General features: G+C 65.0%; 15 protein-coding genes. 2 read left to right on the plus strand and 13 right to left on the minus strand.

Annotation, left to right across the window (positions count from 1 at the left end):
• Nucleotides 1-26: 26 nt before the first annotated feature.
• On the minus strand, nucleotides 27-842 hold the full coding sequence (locus tag GEMMAAP_RS19745) for a glutaminyl-peptide cyclotransferase (protein WP_238588166.1): 816 nt from the start codon (nucleotides 840-842) through the stop codon (nucleotides 27-29).
• Between the two features lie 102 nt (nucleotides 843-944).
• Nucleotides 945-1508, minus strand: coding sequence for a G/U mismatch-specific DNA glycosylase (gene mug / locus GEMMAAP_RS19750; RefSeq protein ID WP_238588167.1), 564 nt, complete (start codon nucleotides 1506-1508; stop codon nucleotides 945-947).
• A gap of 58 nt (nucleotides 1509-1566) precedes the next feature.
• On the opposite strand from mug, the gene GEMMAAP_RS19755 reads away from it, so the two are divergent.
• A complete protein-coding gene (locus GEMMAAP_RS19755) occupies nucleotides 1567-2640 on the plus strand; it encodes a DUF1028 domain-containing protein (RefSeq protein WP_053333836.1) in 1074 nt (357 codons plus the stop codon).
• Between the two features lie 35 nt (nucleotides 2641-2675).
• On the opposite strand, the gene mutS is transcribed toward GEMMAAP_RS19755, so the two are convergent.
• From mutS to GEMMAAP_RS19800, 9 genes are all read right to left on the minus strand, one after another.
• Nucleotides 2676-5390, minus strand: coding sequence for a DNA mismatch repair protein MutS (gene mutS / locus GEMMAAP_RS19760; RefSeq protein WP_026848911.1), 2715 nt, complete (start codon nucleotides 5388-5390; stop codon nucleotides 2676-2678).
• Complete coding sequence (locus tag GEMMAAP_RS19765) at nucleotides 5387-6364, minus strand: SPOR domain-containing protein (RefSeq protein WP_145979266.1); 978 nt, start codon at nucleotides 6362-6364, stop codon at nucleotides 5387-5389. The genes mutS and GEMMAAP_RS19765 overlap by 4 nt, the downstream gene beginning before the upstream one ends.
• Nucleotides 6361-7476 carry a DNA polymerase III subunit delta gene (holA, locus tag GEMMAAP_RS19770; RefSeq protein WP_026848912.1) on the minus strand — a complete coding sequence of 372 codons (1116 nt, stop codon included), beginning with the start codon at nucleotides 7474-7476 and terminating at the stop codon, nucleotides 6361-6363. The genes GEMMAAP_RS19765 and holA overlap by 4 nt, the downstream gene beginning before the upstream one ends.
• A gap of 57 nt (nucleotides 7477-7533) precedes the next feature.
• Nucleotides 7534-8082, minus strand: a complete 549-nt coding sequence (locus GEMMAAP_RS19775; RefSeq protein WP_026848913.1) for a zf-HC2 domain-containing protein — start codon at nucleotides 8080-8082, stop codon at nucleotides 7534-7536.
• A 267-nt stretch (nucleotides 8083-8349) separates the two neighbouring features.
• Complete coding sequence (locus tag GEMMAAP_RS19780) at nucleotides 8350-8994, minus strand: sigma-70 family RNA polymerase sigma factor (protein ID WP_053333838.1); 645 nt, start codon at nucleotides 8992-8994, stop codon at nucleotides 8350-8352.
• A gap of 271 nt (nucleotides 8995-9265) precedes the next feature.
• Nucleotides 9266-9817 (minus strand): NUDIX hydrolase, encoded by a 552-nt coding sequence (locus tag GEMMAAP_RS19785; RefSeq protein ID WP_026848914.1) that lies wholly within the window; start codon nucleotides 9815-9817, stop codon nucleotides 9266-9268.
• A 5-nt stretch (nucleotides 9818-9822) separates the two neighbouring features.
• A complete protein-coding gene (locus GEMMAAP_RS19790; protein WP_053333839.1) occupies nucleotides 9823-10596 on the minus strand; it encodes an SET domain-containing protein in 774 nt (257 codons plus the stop codon).
• A gap of 62 nt (nucleotides 10597-10658) precedes the next feature.
• The gene (locus tag GEMMAAP_RS19795) at nucleotides 10659-12065 is read right to left on the minus strand and encodes a M16 family metallopeptidase (protein WP_026848916.1); all 1407 of its coding nucleotides are present in this window, start codon (nucleotides 12063-12065) and stop codon (nucleotides 10659-10661) included.
• Nucleotides 12062-13372 (minus strand): M16 family metallopeptidase, encoded by a 1311-nt coding sequence (locus GEMMAAP_RS19800; RefSeq protein ID WP_026848917.1) that lies wholly within the window; start codon nucleotides 13370-13372, stop codon nucleotides 12062-12064. The genes GEMMAAP_RS19795 and GEMMAAP_RS19800 overlap by 4 nt, the downstream gene beginning before the upstream one ends.
• 108 nt (nucleotides 13373-13480) lie before the next feature.
• On the opposite strand from GEMMAAP_RS19800, the gene GEMMAAP_RS19805 reads away from it, so the two are divergent.
• Nucleotides 13481-15325: a leishmanolysin-related zinc metalloendopeptidase gene (locus tag GEMMAAP_RS19805; RefSeq protein WP_053333840.1), complete on the plus strand. Its 1845-nt coding sequence runs from the start codon at nucleotides 13481-13483 to the stop codon at nucleotides 15323-15325.
• A gap of 17 nt (nucleotides 15326-15342) precedes the next feature.
• Here GEMMAAP_RS19805 and GEMMAAP_RS19810 read toward each other — a convergent pair whose 3' ends face one another.
• Together GEMMAAP_RS19810 and GEMMAAP_RS19815 are read right to left on the minus strand one after the other, a co-directional pair.
• Entirely contained in the window at nucleotides 15343-16035 is a 693-nt protein-coding gene (locus GEMMAAP_RS19810; RefSeq protein WP_082821532.1) for a YdcF family protein, read from the minus strand.
• A gap of 58 nt (nucleotides 16036-16093) precedes the next feature.
• A complete protein-coding gene (locus GEMMAAP_RS19815; RefSeq protein WP_026848918.1) occupies nucleotides 16094-17491 on the minus strand; it encodes an MBL fold metallo-hydrolase in 1398 nt (465 codons plus the stop codon).
• Between the last annotated feature and the right edge of the window lie 7 nt (nucleotides 17492-17498).

Here is a 17498-nt window from a genome sequence, read left to right on the forward strand (position 1 = left end):
AGGTGAAGAGGTGGAGAGAACTGCCACTAGCGCGCCTTGAGACGGATCTCGTACAGCTTGGGCCACAGCTTGCCGGTCACGTAGATCTTGTCCGTGGTCGGGTGGTACGCGATGCCATTCAACACATCTTCGTTCCCCGCACGATCGAGCGTGGGCAGAATCCCCACCAGATCAATCCAGCCCGTCACGTTGCCGGTGGCCGGATCAATGCGCGCAATGGAATCCTTCTGCCACACGTTGGCCCAGATCTCGCCCTTCACCCACTCCAGCTCGTTGAGCTGTGACACCTGGTTGCCGCGGTCGGTCACCGTAATGGCCTTCTGCGCGGTGAACGTTTTGGGATCGCGATAAATGAGCGTGTTGCTGCCGTTGCTCATGATCAGCGACGTACCGTCGGTGGTGAGCCCCCACCCTTCGCCATCATAGCTGAATTCGCCGGTGCGCTTGAAGGTCTTCCAGTCGTACGTGAACGCCTTGCCACTCGTCCACGTGATCTGGTACAGCGTTTCCCCCAGAATCACGATCCCTTCGCCAAAGTGCGGCTCTTCGAGATCCTGCTGGCGCACCACCTTCCCCGACGTGAGCGAAACCTCGCGAATGTTGGATTGCCCCACCTGCCCCGTGCTCTCAAAGAGCTTGCCGTCGTGCCAGAGCAGCCCCTGCGTGAACGCTTTGGGGTCGTGCGGATATTCGGCCACCACGTCAAAGCCGTAGCCCGGCGTGCGCGGGCCAGACGGCGCTTCCGCAGCGGTCGTTTCAGCCATCGCCGGCTGCTCGCCGTCGCGACAGGCGCCAAAGGCACCAGCCGTGCCAATCAGGCCAGCGGTAGACAACGCGATCATGGCCGCTGAGGTACGCGAGCGCCGACGAGACGAGGGAAAAGACATGGGCATCAGACAACAGGGTTTCTGCCAAAACAGATCGTGCACCAGCCACATGCACCGTTAGCGAGGGGTCTCCACAAACTCGCGCAGCTCCAGCAGCAGCGCCACGAGATCTTTCAGCTGATGGTTCGCATTCAAACCGCTGGGGCTGGGTAACGCCCACAGCCGACTGTTCCCCAACCGCTCCGGCTGCAGCCCCAACGTCGCCTTGGGACGGGCAAAGGCCGAGCGATAGGCGCCAATGCCCAGAAAGGCCACCACCTGCGGGGTGTACTGCTGCACCAGCCGAGCGAGGCGCTGACCGCCCGCTACATACTCTTCGGGCAGCAGCTCCGACGCCGCATTGGTGGTGCGCTCCACCATGTTGGTAATCCCGTACCCCAACGGCAACAGTTCGTGCTCTTCCCACGGCTTGAGCAGCCGCGGCGTAAAGCCGGCCCCGTGCAGCGCCGGCCAGAACCGGTTGCCGGGGCGCGCAAAGTGGTGCCCCAGCGCGGCGGTGTACAACCCGGGGTTGATCCCGCAAAAAAGGACCTTGAGCTGCGGCGCCACCAGATCTGGCACCGTCTTGTGCACGGCGGCAGCGAGGTCGGCTTTGCTGGGTTTGGGCGGCGGTACGATCACGGAGGTAAGCTGAGGGACACCGGGAACCCCGGCAATCCCACTTATATCCCGCCCTCCCATGCGCTTCGCCCGTCTGGTTGGTACGTCACTGCTGACCTTCCTTGGCACCGCCTCTGCCACCGCCACCGTTGCCCAGGCGCAGGAACCGGCCGATTGGCGCGACGGGCTCAACTTTCACACCTTCTCCATTGCGGCCCTCGACCCGCGCACCGGCGAGCTGGGCGTCGCGGTCACCACCCGGGTCTCGTGCGTGGGCAACGGTGTGCCCTGGGTGCGCAAAGGCGTCGGCGCCGTGGCCACGCAGGCCAGCACCCGCACAGAGTACGGCACCGAACTACTGGATGCCCTGCAGCGTGGCGAGGCGCCGCAGGCCGCGCTCACCCGGCTGCTGGCCGCCGACAGCGGCTTTCAGCAGCGACAGGTGGCCGTCATTGCCGCCAACGGCCAGTCGGCGCAGCACACCGGCACCCGCCCCAATGCCTGGGCCGGTCATCGTTCCGGCCCGAACTACGTGACTCAGGGAAACATCCTCGTTGGCCCCGAAGTGCTGGCGGCGGTCGCCAAGAGCTTTGAGGCCAGCGAAGGCACCCCTCGCCATCTGGCCGACCGACTCATCGATGCCATTCAGGCCGGCTTCGACCTGGGCGGTGACAAACGCCATGGTCTCCGCACCTCGGCCGCCGTGGTGGTCACCGACCCGCGCCCCGGCATGTCGCGTCGCACCGACGGCCAAACGGCCAGCATCAACATCTGCGAGCACCCCGACCCGATTGGCGAAATGCGCCGCGTCTACAACACCGTCTCGCAAACGCTGGGCTATCGCACCCTGCAGCAATACGCGGGCGGCGATGTGGTGCAGCTCAAGCTCATGCTGCACACCCTGGGCTTCTACCGCAGCGGCGAACCGTTCAACCTGCGGGCGCCCGACGCGTCGCTCTTTGGTGCCGATGCCGTGGCGGCGGTTGATGCGTTCCGCGCCAGCGAGAAGATGGGGACCCCCACCGTGGGTGGCTCACCGGCCGGTCTGGTCGATATGGAAACCGTGGAGCGCCTGTGGGCCGCGCTCACCCGCGCCGGAAAGGCCGACGCGGTACGTCAGCAACTGCTCGACATCACCATGGTGCGCCGGTAACCACCGGCACCCAGCAGCAGCAACGCCGCTGCGCGCTATTCCTCGGCGCCGCGCTTGAGCGCGGCCAAGGTGGTCAGCGCTTCCAGCGGCGTCATGCTGTCGGTATCGAGCGCCGATACCGCCGCCTTGAGACGCGTGGCCGACGCATCCACCGGCGCCGCCGGTGCCTCGCCAAAGAAGCCCAGCTGATCGGCGTGCAGCTGGTGCTTCATGCGCGGCCCGCGACGCTTGGTGCTCAGGGGCGCCTGCATGCCGTCGGCGGTGAGACGCGCCGCCATCTGCTCTCCCTCGCCTTCCAGCAGCGCCAACACTTCCTTGGCGCGCGTAATGACCGGCGCCGGCAAGCCGGCCAGACGCCCCACTTCAATACCGTACGACCGGTCGGCGCCGCCGGGAATGAGCTTGTGCAGAAAGAGCACCTGGTCACCCACTTCGCGCACCGCCACCGTGAAATTCTTCACGCCGGCCAGTTCGTTCTCCAGCTGCGTGAGTTCGTGATAGTGCGTCGCGAACACCGTCTTGCAGCCAATGGCGTCGTGCAAATGCTCACTCACACTCCACGCAATGGACACGCCGTCGTACGTGCTGGTGCCGCGACCAATTTCGTCGAGCAGCACCAGTGATCGCTTGGTGGCCGTGTGCAGAATGGCACTCGTTTCGCTCATCTCCACCATGAAGGTGGATTGTCCGCGCACCAGATTGTCGCTCGCCCCCACGCGCGTGAACAGCCGGTCCACAATGGGCAGGCGCGCGCGCCGAGCAGGCACGTAGGCCCCCACCTGCGCGAGCAGCTGAATGAGCCCCACCTGACGCAGAATAGTGCTCTTGCCGGCCATGTTGGGCCCCGTGAGCACAATGAGCTGCGCGTCGCTGGTGAGCAGCAAGTCGTTGGGGATGAACTTTTCGCGCGCCATCATGCGCTCCACCACCGGATGCCGACCGGCCACGATTTCCATATCGTAGTCGTCGTGCAGCTCGGGGCGCACATACTGCTCACGTTCGGCCACATCGGCAAAACTCGAGAGCACGTCTATGGTGGCCACCCGTCGCGCCACCACCTGCCAGCGGGCAATGGCCGCGCCGGCGTCGCGCCGCAGCGCCTCGAACAGTTCCCGCTCGCGCGTTTCAATGCGGTCGGCGGCGCTCAGGACCTTTTCTTCGTACTCCTTGAGCGCCGGCGTCACGTACCGTTCAGCGCCGGTCAGCGTCTGCCGACGCTGATAGTCATCGGGGACGAGATGTTTGTTGGCGTTGGAAATTTCGAGGAAATATCCAAACACCTTGTTGAAGCCCACCTTGAGCGAGGCAATGCCGGTGCGTGCCCGCTCCTGCTGCTGAATGGTGGCAATGGCATCTTTGCCACCGTCGCGCAGCGCCCGCAGTTCGTCCAGATCGGCATCTACGCCAGGAGCAATGGTGTCTTCGTCGCCAATCATGAGCGGCGGACGCGCCACCAGCATGTGCGTGAGCTTCGCGGCGCAGTCGGCGCCGTCGTCCCAGTGCTGCAGCATGTGCGCCAGTTCGCCACCCTGCGAGCCCCCCTGATTGGCGTGCGACAAGACATCGCGCACCGCCTTGGCCACCTGCGGCAATCGGGCCAGCGAATCACCCAGCGCGCGCAGTTCGCGCGGCGTAGCCCGACCCGCCGCGGCTTTGCTGGCCAGACGCTCCACATCACGCACGCCATCAAGCGCCTCGCGCAGCGCCGTGCGTCCCACCGGGTCACGCACCAGCACCGTAACCGCATCGAGCCGCTGCTCAATGGCGCCGCGCTCCAGCAGCGGCGCCAGCAACCACGCACGCAACAGACGCTGCCCCATGGGGGTGGCCGTGCGATCGAGCACCGACAGCAACGTGCCCGCCACTTCACCACCGCGCAGCGACTCCACCAACTCCAGATTGCGTCGCGTCATTTCGTCGAGCGGCATGATGCCGCCGGGGCGCTCCACCAGCGGGCGCGCCAAATGCGGCAACCCGCCCGGTTGCAGCTCGCGCAAATAGCGCAGCAACGCACCAGCCGCACCCACCGCGGCCCGGTCGTCGCTCCCCAGTCCGAATCCTTCCAGACTGCGCACGTCGAACTGCCGCGTGAGTTCGTCGGCGGCCAGCTGCGCATCAAACTCCCACCCTTCACGATGCGTGACCAGCGCGTTGTCCACCACACTCAGCGCCGCATCCAGCTCCGGCTGCGTGGCGTTGCGCACCAGCAGCAATTCACGCGGCGCCAAACGGGCCAGCACCGCCGGTGCGTCGGCCAGCGTGACAATGAACAGGCGCAGCTCACCGGTGCTGAGGTCCGCCGCCGCCACACCAATCTGGTCACGCGCCGCATCCCGCGACGTGTCGCGCCCCATGGCCACGGCGCACACGTAGTTGGCCCGCGATCCATCCAGCAGATCGTCGGCAAACACGGCGCCGGGGGTAATGGTCTCCACGACTTCGCGCTTCACCAGCCCCTTGGCCAGCTTGGGGTCTTCCACCTGCTCGCAGATGGCCACGCGATACCCCTGCCCCACCAGCCGGCGCAGATACTCCGCCGCCGCTTTCACCGGAATACCGGCCAGCGGCACTTCGGCGGCGCCGCCGTTGTTGCGCGACGTGAGCGTCAGCCCAATTGCCCGGGATGCCACCTCGGCATCCTCGTAAAACATCTCGTAGAAGTCGCCCATCCGGAAAAACAGAATCGCATCCTGATGACGCGCCTTGATCTCCCGGTACTGCTGCATCAACGGGGTGGCACTCCCACTCACTTCGCGATCTCCGCGACAAAGCCCGCCAGTCCCTGCTTCTTGAGCGTCGCCAGCGCGGCATTCGCCTGCGCGCGCGTGGCGTAGTAGCCGGCACGCACACGGAACGGTTTCACGTCGCCGTCCACGCGCGCCTCAATACCACGCGACTCCAGACGCTTGGCCGATCGCTCCGCTTCGTCGCGCGTGTCGTACGCCGCCAGCTGCACGCTGAACTTGGCGTTCGCGGGCGCCGCGTCTTTGGCGGCCACGTCGGCGTTGGGAGCCGTATCGCTCTTGTTGGCCGCAGCGGGGGTGGCGGCTGGATTGGCGGCCGGCGTGGCTTTTTGCGCTGCACCCGCCGCCGGCTTGGCGCCGGCCTTGGCAATGAGCGCGCGATCGACTGTGGCACACTGCCGCCCCATCTCTTCGGCCTGCAGCCGCAGTTCCCCATCGGGCACACCGGTGGCCGACGCCTCCGCCAACGCCACGCAGGCACGCGGCAGGTCGCGCTCCGCCACGTAGCTCTTGGCAATCCACAACTGGCTGCGCGACGTCGCCGCACCGGCGGGATACTCGCGCACCACACGCGCGAAGTACGTGCGCGCGTCGGCGGGATGGCCACGCAGCATTTCCAACTCGCCAAGTCGCACCAGCGCCTCGGTGGCGCGCGCCGACAGCGGCACCTCAATGATGAGCCGCTTCCAGTCACGCTCGGCGTCGCCCACGCGTTCCGCCAACGTGGCGCGCCAGAAGAGGGCTTCGGCCAGATCGTTGCTGGAGGAACCCGCGGCACTCACGAGCGAATCGAGAATGGCGCGCGCTTCCGCGCCGTTGCCGTTGTCCACGAGCTGACGGGCGCGGCTCACTGCGCCGTCCATGGCGGGCGACACGGTTGCCGGCCCCTGTGCGTGAGCAACGCTTGGCGCACCCAGTAACAGCAACGACGCACCGAGAGCCGCGTGGCGTACCGAACGAGGCGTGAACGAATGCTTCATGCGGCTTTCCGCGTGCGCGTTGCGCACAATGCCAGCACCAACGACATCAACACCTGCTCTTCAGAGGAAACCCGCGAATCCTTCAAGGCCATATCCGTTTCCAGGAGCAGCGCCAGCGCGCGCTGACACGCGTCCGCACTCCATCCGTCAGTGACTTTGGTCCATGCCGAAGAGGCTTCGCTCCACGGACGTCCGGGATAGCCCCCGGTTTCTTTGAGGAAGGTGAAGAACTCCGACGGCAATCGATTGGTGGGAATGCCGGCATCACGACGCGCCCGCCCGAAGCTCAAGGCAAACGCCTGCGTGGTGAGCATCATGACCACCTGCACCGCGCTCATCTTGGGTTGCGCGAGGACGTGCCCCACCAGGCTTACGGCGGTCTTGGCGTCGTGCCGAGCCACAGCGTCCAGCAAGTCGGTCACGGTTTCACCGCGCCGCACCCCCACCACCGCTGATACAGCGTCCACGTCCACCATGGCGCGGGCGCTCTGGCTGGCCTCCGCATCGTGCGCCCCAAGCACGTAGCTGGCGCACTTGTCCAATTCGGCCGCCAGCAAATGGAGATCGTTGCCGACCGCCTGCTGGAGCAGTTGCGCCGCATCGTCGTCGATATCCACCTGCAACGTGGTGGTGGCGTGGTGGGCAATCCAGCGGCGAATGCGCTCCGGAGTGAGTGGCGCAAAATCCAGCGACACCGAGGCGTTCATGAGCGCGGCGTCGGGCTTTGTCCCGGTGGGGCTCAGCAGCAGCAGCAGCGTGTCTGAGGCCGGGTTCTTGAGATAGCGATCAAGCTGTCCGCGCGCTGCTTTCTTGAGCGTTGTGACATCACGCAGCACCACCGCCCGGCGTTCGGCGAGCATGGGCGGCGTGGTGAGCAGACTGGCCACCATTTCGGCGTCCAGATCGGCGGCGCGACGCTGCTCGAGATTGAAGTCGCGCGTGCTGGGGTCGATGGCCGCCGTGAGCAGGTCGCGCACCGCGCCATCCTTCAGATAGTCATCGTCACCGTGCAGGTAATACACCGGTGCAAACTGCCCCGACTGAATCGCGGCCTGAATGACACGCAGTGGTGACGCTTCTTTGGCGGTGGGGGCAGCAGACTTCGGAGGCATCCGGGAAAGATGCGCGGTTCCGGTAACGGCAGCCAAGCCCGATCGCGAAAGGATTCCTTAGCGCAGCTCGGCGAACCGGTATTCCGCGTTCACGAAGCCCACGGGCGCCTCTTCCACGACCATGGCCGCTCCCCACACCGGGTTACCGGTGGCCATGGCCTGCATGAGCGCCGGGTTGATGCGAGGCCGCGGCGAGAAAGCAGCGGGGCGCGAGGCGATCACGGGCTGCATGGCCAGCGTGGGCACGACCTCGTCGCGGAACGCCTGGTAGGCGATAACTCCCAGCACCGCACTCGCGGCAACCGCCACCAGGGCCCGGGTGGGGCGCGGCGAGGCAAAACGGACCGCCGAAGCCGCCGGGGCCATCTCCATCGCCCGAGCTTCACGACATTCGGCCAGACGGGAGCGCAGCTTGGCCTGGAATTCCGCGCTGGGCTCGATGGTTGGCATGCTGTGCACCACCATCAACGAGCGGCGAACGAGTGTATCGTGGGCCGCGCAGCCCTTACACAGCATCACATGATGCTGGGCCTGGGCCATCAGATCACCCGGCAGCGTATCGTCGAGGTACGCGAGGTGGTTTTTGCGGAAGTGCTTGCAGTCCATCGGTCTGTTTCTGAGTCCTGCGAGGGAAGCGTACAGGGCAGCATACCCGTGCTGCCACAGCCGGTTCCGGGGGGTTCCCCGACCGCCAGACGAACTCGGCGATCAGCTACACACAGATACGACGGACTGGACCATTTGGCAATTGGCGGAACGGGCACCGCTAAAAGCACCCCTCAGTTCTTGTCCGTGGTGCTGTTCCGGGAAAACAAAAGGGCACCGCGCAGTCGAGTAGACCACGCGGTGCCCTCTGAAACCCCCAATGGTTCGTTAGCGAACCAACGGCGCAATGATGTCGGCGAAGGCCGTGCGCGCCCGGTTCAGCCGCGACTTCACCGTGCCCAGGTTCACGCCGGTGATGTCGGCGATCTCCTCGTACGACTTCCCTTCCAGCTCGCGCAGCACGAACACCTCGCGGTGGTGCGTAGGCAGCTGCCCCACCGACTGCTCCACCATTTCCCGCAGGTGACGCTTGCGGAAGAGATCGTCGGGGCGCGAGTGCACGTCCTCGAACTGGAGCGGGCGCTCCTCGTCCTCGAACTTGGCCTTGATGGTCTGGAAGAGCACCAGCGGGTTGCGCGAGCGGTTGCGCAGCTCGTTTTTGGCCAGGTTGCTGGCGATCGTGTAAATCCAGGTCGAAAACTTCTTCGACCGGTCAAACCGGCCAATGTGCCGGTAGACACGGATAAACACTTCCTGCACCAGATCTTCGGCACGGTCGCGGTCACCGATGGTGCGGTAGACGAAGTTCAGCAGGCGACCCTGATACCGGTCGACAAGCTCCTCGAACGCCCGCTCCTCGCCACCGAGGAACGCTGACACCACATCTCCATCCTCAAGCGACCGCAGATGCTCGCGCACCGGCACCGCGGGGGTGGTATGGGATGTCAGTTTCGTACGAGCCAGTTCGGCCATGAGTCGAGCCCTCCTCACTACGGTGACGCGAGCCCGAAGACTCACGGTGCCTCGACCAGATGGCCGGACGATCCGGCAGACCATGTCGCTGCACAACAGGGGATAGTGCACGGGGCGTGCCGAAAGGAACCAAATGGAACCTTTCGTCGCAAAACCCTACAGAGCAACTACTTAGGGTTCTGTGCCCCGCGTCACCGCGTCACGCGTATTTTTCTCGACCGTCCAATTTCCGAACATTCTTGTCCGGAAAAGTGGACACCTGTCAGCGTCGTTAGGCGCTGCGCATCCGGAATGCTGCCGTATACAACAGGGCGAGTGCCGTTTTGGCGTCCTGAATCTGCCCCTGCCGAATCATGTCCAGCGCCACCGATAACCGGGTGGGCACCAACTCCATGAATTCATCGGCTTCCCGGTGCGCCTCGCCCGCGACAAGTCCCGTGGCCACAAACAGATGGATCGTTTCATCCGTGAAGCCCGGGGTCGTGAACATGGTGAACAATTGTTCGACACGCTCAGCCGTGTATCCGGTTTCCTCCTGCAATTCCCGCCGAGCACAGGTGGCCGGCGTTTCCCCGGGGTCCAATCGACCGGCCGGAATTTCGTACAAATAGCCCTCGGCGGCGTAGCGGTACTGCCGGATGAGCAGCACCTCCGGGTCCTCCGACGGATCGCCAAGCAGGGGGACCACCGCACTCGCCCCCGGATGCCGAATCATTTCCAGCTTCCCAACCGACCCGTCCGGAAAGCGCACCTCGTCCAGGTCCACCGAAATGATGCGACCGTGGTAGACGCGCTCCCCTCCCACTTTCCCCGTTGTGCTCACCGTGTTTACGCCCGCTTCCTCGTGACCGTCTTGGTCACTGTCTTGGTGGTCTTCTTGACGGTCTTTTTGGTTGCCTTCTTGGTCGCCTTCTTGGTGGCCTTCTTGGCAACCTTGGCCGTGCGCGTCGCATGGCGCTCCGCCACGTGCGGATGTACGACATGCTTTTCGCCAGACGCCTTCTTCTTGCTCGCCCGCACCGGCTTGCGGGGCCGCTTCACATCATTGCCCGCCAGCCATTCACGAATGGTTGGACGCAGATACACCGGAATGCGCAGAATCGTGCCGCGGCACTTCTTCGACCCGCAGCGGCAGGCGTAATAGCGCACATCATCCGGCTCGTACTCGTCCTGCCACTCAAACCGGTAGTCGTACGCGAGCTCCGTTTCCGGCTTGATGGGCTTGATGGCCTTGATGTAGATGTGGCCATTCTCGATTTCCGTTTCGCAGTTGGGCTCGCACGAATGATTGATGAACCGCGCATCGTTGCCGCCAAAGCGCGCGTCCAGCACCGTATCATCGTCGAGCACGAACAGGAACGTGTGATGACGCCCTTCGCTGTCGTCGTAGCGACGGTCGGCTTCCTCGTGCGTGATGCGCTGTCCCCAGTACTCATCCACGATCTGCCCCGTGCGGATGGACTTCACCGCAAAGGCACCGCGCCCCTGAATTTTGGATCGCCGCACTTCGTACAGTTCAGACTTGGGCGGCTTGACCAGCGTCTTGGCGCGGGGAGCTTTTTTCGCAGCAGGCTTGGTCGTGGACTTCTTGGCTGGCGTCACGTAACGAAGGCAGAGAAAGGGTGGCGGCGGAGCAGGGGGGAAGGCACGGCTACCTCACGGTATCACGCCACACGATCGGCGAGATCCTCGTCGAGGGGATCATACACCGTAATGGGCCCCAACCCCAGTGCAGCGATGGGCTCCCGGATGGCCTCCGCGTTGCCCACCACCACCACCTGCAATCGCGCCGGATCCAGGTGGGTCTGCGCCACCCGCAGCACATCGGCCGCCGTGACCGCCGCCACGCGCTCGCGATACGTATCGAAATAGTTGCTCGGTAGCCGGAAGATCTCCACGTTCGCCATGCCACCGGCCACCTCGGCCGTCGTTTCGAACCGAATGGGGAACACGCCCACCAGATACGACACCGCCAGCGAAAGCTCCGCCTCCGACACCGGCGTTTCGCGAATGCGCGTGAACTCGTGCACGATTTCCCGCAGTGCGTCGGCCGTGACCGCGGTCTCCACCGCCGTGCTCACCTCAAACGGACTCGCCGCGCGACGCCAGTCAAACGCCGAGTGGGCCCCGTACGTGTAGGCGTGCTGCTCGCGCAGGTTCAAGTTGAGCCGCGACGAGAAGAGCCCGCCCAGAATGGCATTCATCACCACCACCGGAAAATAATCCGGGTGGAAGCGCGGGATGGCCACGTGGCCCACCCGCACCTCCGACTGCGGCGCGTCGTCCTTGTGCACGAGATGCACGCGCGGCTCCAGATACCGCTGCGCGGCGGGCGGCTCCGTGACCGGCGGTCCCTTGCCACTCCAGTCCCCAAAGTGCGCACTGGCAATGCGCACCGCCTGCTCCACGTCAATGTCTCCCACCAGCATGAGCGCGGTGGCGTCGGGGCGATAGAACGTGTCGTGGTATCGCACCACTTCGTCACGCGACAGCCGTTCAATGCTCTGCTCATCGCCGCCAGCCAGTCGCGCAAACCGCGAGCTGCGCTCGAACAACAGCCGCGAAAAGAATACGTCGGCCAACCCGCGCGGTTCCGCTCGCAGCTGCGCCAGATCCGCGCGGCGTTCCGCCCGCAACCGCTCCAGCTCGTACTCCGGGAAGGCAGGAAAGCGCAACACTTCGGCCAGCACCGCCATGGCATCTTCCACCCGCGAGGACAGCGCCGTCAGCTGCACGATGGCCGAATCCCAGTCGGCGCCGGTATCCAGCGTCGTCCCGAGCATTTCCAGTCGCGTGGTGAGCTCGAGGGCATTCATGGTGCGCGTGCCTTCGCTCAATCCGCGCGTGACCAGCTGCGCCAGCCCTTCGAAGTCCCGCGGATCACGAGTGACGCCCGCTTCCACCACCGCGAGGGTGGTGACCACCGGAAACGCCGGGACGTTCGCCACCATGATGCGCAATCCGTTGGACAGAATGCGCGTTTCGAAATGCGGGAATCGATACGGACGCGGATGACCAGCGCCTGGACGTGGTGGGGCCGGCGGAAATGCGTCGGTTGGTACAGCGGTCATGCAGTGGCCTCGGCGAGTGCCATATCTGTTTCTGCAGGCGGTTCGTCGGCCGGAACAAAGACCAGCAAGACGCGATTGTCGGCACCCAGGCGTTCACGCGCCAGGCGCGACACATCCGCGGCGCTGGTCGCCTGATAACGGGCCACCTGGGTGTTGATCAGCGTGGGATCTCCAAAGTACGTGGCAAAGCGAGACAGTTGATCGGCCCGTTCGGCCGCCGACTGCATGCTCATCACAAAACTCGTTTCAATGAGGGCGCGCGCGCGCGTCACCTCGTCTTCCGTGACACCCGTGGTGGCCATGGCATCCAGTTCGGCCAGCACCGCCGCTTCCAGTTGCTCCACCGTCACCCCAGGGTGCGCGGTGGCATCCACCACGAGCAAGTCGCTCCCCTTGGCCAGATCGTAGGTAAAGGCACTGGCCTGCGACGCCACGCGCTGCCGGCGCACCAGCGACTGCTCCAGACGGCACCCGGTGCGCAGCCCCAGCACCGCCGCTGCCAGACTGGCGGCGTAGTAGCCATCGGTGCCAAACACCGGCGTGCGGCAGGCCACAAACAACCGCGGCAGCGCCACCGCGTCGGGTACCACTTCCCGTCGCGTGTTTCCTAGCGTGGGCGGCACCGACATATCACGCAATGGCGGACGCGCCGTCCCACGCGGAATAGGGCCGTAATACTCCTCGATCAGGCGTACCGCTTCCGCCCGGTCAAAGTCTCCGGCCACCGTCAGCACGGCGTTGTCGGGGGTGTAGTACGTCCGGAAAAAGTCCGCCACGTCATCCAGCGACGCGTCGGTCAGATGCTCCATGGATCCAATCAGCGAGTGATTGAACGGATGTTCCTCGGGAAACGCGAGCGCCGGCAACCGCTCCCACCACGTCCCGTACGGCTGGTTGTCCACCGACCAGCGGCGTTCGTTTTTCACGACGTCGCGTTGCGTGTCCAACTTCTGTTGCGTCATCGCCGGGAGCATGCGCCCCATGCGATCGGCTTCCAGCCAGAGCGCCAACGCCAGTTGGTGCGACGGCAACGTTTCGTAATAGTTGGTGCGGTCCAGCCAGGTGGAGCCGTTCAACGTACCGCCAGCGCGCTGCACCAGCTCAAAGTGTTCGTTGGCCTCAACGTTCGCCGACCCCTGAAACAACATATGCTCAAACAGGTGGGCGAAGCCGGTACGATCCAGTCGCTCGTTGGCCGAGCCGACGTGGTACCACAGATTTACCGCCACGATGGGTGCCGTGTGGTCCTCAGAGAACACCACGTGCAGGCCATTCGGGAGGTGGTAGCTCTCGACGGGGATGTGCATTGGTCAATATTCGGGTGTGTACCAGCAACCCGAAACCCCGGGTGCACGCATTCGCGTTCATGGAGCGTGGCGAATCGGTCACGTTCTGCTCCTCATGCCCGTTCAATTATGTCCACCCGGTCCTATTGCCTTCGTGTCGTCGCCTGCTGTGCCGGCCTCCTGCTGGCGGCGTGCGGCGATGACCCGCAGGTCCCCACCGCCTCCGCGCCGGTGGCAAACGCGACCTTGAGCGGGCGCGTCGCCGTAGTGCTGCAGGAAGCGCCCAGCGTGCGCATTACCGACCAGAAGGGCAAGATCATCAAGGGGCTCCTGGTCCGGTGGCGTGTCACCAGCGGCGGCGGACGTGTCTCCAGCGATACCGCGCGGACTGATGCCAATGGTGTGGCCACATCGGGTGGCTGGGTCCTTGGGACAACGGCGGGCACGCAGACGCTGCAGGCCACCGCCGACGGGATTGCGCCGACCACCTTCACGGCGCAGGCCGCCCCGGGTGCACTGACCAGCCTGCTCGTCGCCGGAAATGCCTCGCCGACGGCACCCGTTGCGACCACACTCAGCACGCTGCCGGCAGTGCGCGCTGAGGATCAATACGGAAATGGCATTCCCGACTTGCCGGTAACCTTCGCCATTACGCAAGGCAACGGCAGCATCACCGGCGCCACGCAAGTCACCAATGCGCTCGGGGTGGCCACCTTGGAGTCGTGGACGCTGGGCACCATCAGTGGCGCGCAGCGTGTGCTGGCCACCGCCGTGGACGCCGGGGCGGGCACCTCGGCGAGTGCCAGCATCAATGCGACGGCGTTGCCGGGTGCCCCAGTGCGCCTCAACAAGATTGCCGGCGACAATCAGCTGGGGACGTTCAACTCGGCGGTGGGTGTGCCGCCGGGTGTGCGCGTCGTGGATGCGTTTGGCAATGGCGTGGGGAATGTGGTGGTGACATTCACCCCCGGGCCCAACTCCGGTACGGTGGCCAACGCCACGGTCACCTCTGATCCCGCCAATGGCACCGCCTTTGTCGGCGCCTGGACCCTCAGCGATGCCACAACACAGACGCTGGTCGCGTCGGCAACGTCGCTCCCCACTGGCGCCGTGACATTCACCGCCACGGCGTCGGCCACGCAGTTTGATATCGACGTACGCTTTGTGGGGAGTGTGGCCAATCCCCTCGTGCGACAGGCGTTCCTGACCGCCGCCGCCAAATGGCGCACCGTCATTGTGGGCGATCTGCAGCGCACCATCGTGAACAGCGCGGCTGGGCTCTGCGACAGCTGGCTCCCCGCTATCAACGAAACCATCAACGACGTGGTGATCTTTGCGCGGGTGGCACCCATCGACAGTGCCGGGGGAGCCAACGGCAACATTCTCGGTCAGGCGGGACCGTGCGCGGTCAACTCCGGAACACGGCTCACCGCGTACGGGCTCATGGAATTCGATGAGTTCGATCTGGACGGGCTGGTCGCTGACGGATCACTCACCGACGTCATTATCCACGAGATGGGGCATGTGCTCGGCATCGGCACGCTCTGGAATTTCAATCGCTCCCTGATGATTGGGGCCGGCGGTAGCGATCCGTTCTTCCAGGGCACGGCGGCACGGGCGCAGTTTGCGGCACTGAACACCGCCACCTATTCCGGGCTCGCCGTCCCCGTGGAAAACTCCGGCGGCGGCGGCACGCGCGACAGTCACTGGCGCGAAAGCATTCTCCGCAGTGAACTCATGACGGGCTTTCTCAACCGCGGCAGCAATCCGCTCAGCCGCATCTCCGTGGGCTCACTGCAGGATCTCGGCTATACCGTCAACTTGGCCGCCGCCGACGGCTATTCGCTCACCGCCGCGTTATACAGCTTCCCTTTTGGCGCCGGCACATCCCGCACCATGCACCGCGACGTCAAAGCGTTACCGCTGTTCTCCATTGACGCCGCTGGTCGCGCATCGCGGGTGCGCCAGGAGTAGCAGCGCCGCGACACGACTCACCCGTCAACTTTTCGCCCGGTCATCTTGAGCCAGAGCATGAGCGCGAGGTCGGTCGGTAACGCCACCGACTCGCGCAGCATGTACTCCAGCACCGCCCCGTTGGCCGAGATGGGGCTGGTGAGCGTGGGCGAGGGCAACGGCGTGAGGCCATTCAGGCGCGCCAGCACTTCCAGACGCAGCATGTGGAAGGGGTCACTCACCAGCAACACGCGCGGGCGGGCACTGCGACCGGCACTGTCCGCCGAAGGCACCAGCGAGTCGCGTCGCGCCAGCAACACCTCTGCCGCGCCCTGAATGGACGCGAGCGACGTTCTCCCCGCCGGCTCGAGCAGCATGGCCGTATTCGGGATGCCCTGTTTCACCAGGTACCGACGCCCGGCGGCGGCTTCGCTGATGAGGTCTCCCGGACGGCGCCCACCGGTGAGCACCACGGCCGGTGCCCGCTCGGCCTGGTAGAGCCCCAGCGCATGATCCAACCGCGACTTGAGCACCGGCGACGGGCGCCCGCCGTACTGCGCCGCACCCAGCACCACAATCGCGTCGGCGTTCTGCGTGGACGCACGGCGTGACCAGCCCGCGATACAGAGCAAGCTGACCAGCCACCCCGCGGCCAGAACCACAACGGCGCGCGAGACGAACTGGACGAAGCGGGGGCGGGGGATTTTGGGTGCCGAGCGTGCCATAGACATCGCCAAACTACGGCATCACACGCCGCAACGGCACCTGAGCCCCCCGACAATTGCCCGGCTACACCGTGACGACCGTGCCGGGTGAAGGGATCTCCACCTGAAAGTTGTCCCCCCGCAGCTGGGTGGCAAACGCTTGCTGGGCTTCAGCTTCGCCGTGAACCAGGTACACCGTTGGCGTGTCCCGTCCGTCGGGGGCGCCAGCGCCGCGGACCTCGCGCAACCAAGTCTGCAACTCGGTACGATCAGCGTGGGCACTGTACCCCAGCAACACTTCCACCTGGGCCGCCAGAGGCACGTCATCCCCGAAAATCCGGAGGGTGGACCGTTCCTCCACGATGCGCCGCCCCAGCGTATGCTCCGCCTGAAAACCCACAATGAGAATCGTGTTGCGCGAGTCGCTGGCCCCGTGCTGCAAGTGATGGAGAATGCGTCCCGACTCACACATCCCCGACGCCGCGATGATGATCATGGGGCCGCGCAAGGTGTTGAGTCGTTTCGACTCCAGAACATCCCGTGTGAACGTCACCATGGGGAAATCGAAGAGATTGGGCGCGGTGCGCACCAGCTCCTCGTTGTGATCGTACGACTCGGGATGCATGGCAAACACCGCCGTGGCATTGGTGGCCAGCGGTGAGTCGATGTAGATGGGGATGTTGGGAATCTTGTCATCCCGACGTAGCGCGTGCAGGTCGTACACCAACTCCTGCGTGCGCCCCACCGCGAAGGCCGGGATGAGCAACCGGCCACCACGAGCCGCCGTTTCGCGTACCACGCGCGCCAGCTGTTCGCGCGCGCCCTCCACGGAGTCGTGATCGCGATTGCCGTAGGTGCTTTCGCAGATCACCACGTCAGCGCCATCGTGCGGCGGCGCCGGATCGCGAATGATGGGGAGCCCCATGCGCCCCACATCGCCCGAAAAGATCAGGCGCTTGAAGTCATCGCCTTCGCGCATTTCCACGACGACCGAGGCACTGCCCAGAATGTGACCGGCCTCGGTGAACCGGGCGCGTACGCCATCGGTGACCTCAAACCACTTGTTGTACGGCATCCCCACCATGCGCTCCTGCGTGCGCGTGGCGTCTTCCATGCGATACAACGGTTCGATGAACTCGTTGCGATGGCGCGCCAGGAAATCCGCGTCCTTTTCCTGGATATGTGCCGAGTCGGCAAGCATGATGGCGCACAGGTCGCGCGTAGCCGCGGTGGCCCAGATGGAGCCCTTGTACCCCTGTGCGACCAGATACGGCAGACGCCCGGCATGGTCAATGTGGGCGTGGCTGAGAATGATGCCGTCAATCTCCTCCACCGGCACCGGCAGGCGACGATTCTTTTCGCGGGATTCACTGCGGCGCCCCTGGTAGAGCCCGCAATCCAACAGCACCGTGCGCTTGCCTACGCGCAGAATATGGCAGGAGCCGGTGACTTCCTGCGCTGCGCCGGAGAATTCGATCTGCATGGATTGA

The sequence above is a fragment of the Gemmatimonas phototrophica genome (genome assembly GCF_000695095.2).
GTDB lineage: Bacteria > Gemmatimonadota > Gemmatimonadetes > Gemmatimonadales > Gemmatimonadaceae > Gemmatimonas > Gemmatimonas phototrophica.

Bases quoted from the DNA above. Each gene is read 5' to 3' on its own strand.
- GEMMAAP_RS19745 (WP_238588166.1), bottom strand. From the start codon at position 842: ATGATCGCGTTGTCTACCGCTGGCCTGATTGGCACGGCTGGTGCCTTT.
- GEMMAAP_RS19755 (WP_053333836.1), top strand. From the start codon at position 1,567: ATGCGCTTCGCCCGTCTGGTTGGTACGTCACTGCTGACCTTCCTTGGC.
- GEMMAAP_RS19765 (WP_145979266.1), bottom strand. From the start codon at position 6,364: ATGAAGCATTCGTTCACGCCTCGTTCGGTACGCCACGCGGCTCTCGGT.
- holA (WP_026848912.1), bottom strand. From the start codon at position 7,476: ATGCCTCCGAAGTCTGCTGCCCCCACCGCCAAAGAAGCGTCACCACTG.
- GEMMAAP_RS19775 (WP_026848913.1), bottom strand. From the start codon at position 8,082: ATGGACTGCAAGCACTTCCGCAAAAACCACCTCGCGTACCTCGACGAT.
- GEMMAAP_RS19780 (WP_053333838.1), bottom strand. From the start codon at position 8,994: ATGGCCGAACTGGCTCGTACGAAACTGACATCCCATACCACCCCCGCG.
- GEMMAAP_RS19795 (WP_026848916.1), bottom strand. From the start codon at position 12,065: ATGACCGCTGTACCAACCGACGCATTTCCGCCGGCCCCACCACGTCCA.
- GEMMAAP_RS19800 (WP_026848917.1), bottom strand. From the start codon at position 13,372: ATGCACATCCCCGTCGAGAGCTACCACCTCCCGAATGGCCTGCACGTG.
- GEMMAAP_RS19805 (WP_053333840.1), top strand. From the start codon at position 13,481: ATGTCCACCCGGTCCTATTGCCTTCGTGTCGTCGCCTGCTGTGCCGGC.
- GEMMAAP_RS19810 (WP_082821532.1), bottom strand. From the start codon at position 16,035: ATGTCTATGGCACGCTCGGCACCCAAAATCCCCCGCCCCCGCTTCGTC.
- GEMMAAP_RS19815 (WP_026848918.1), bottom strand. From the start codon at position 17,491: ATGCAGATCGAATTCTCCGGCGCAGCGCAGGAAGTCACCGGCTCCTGC.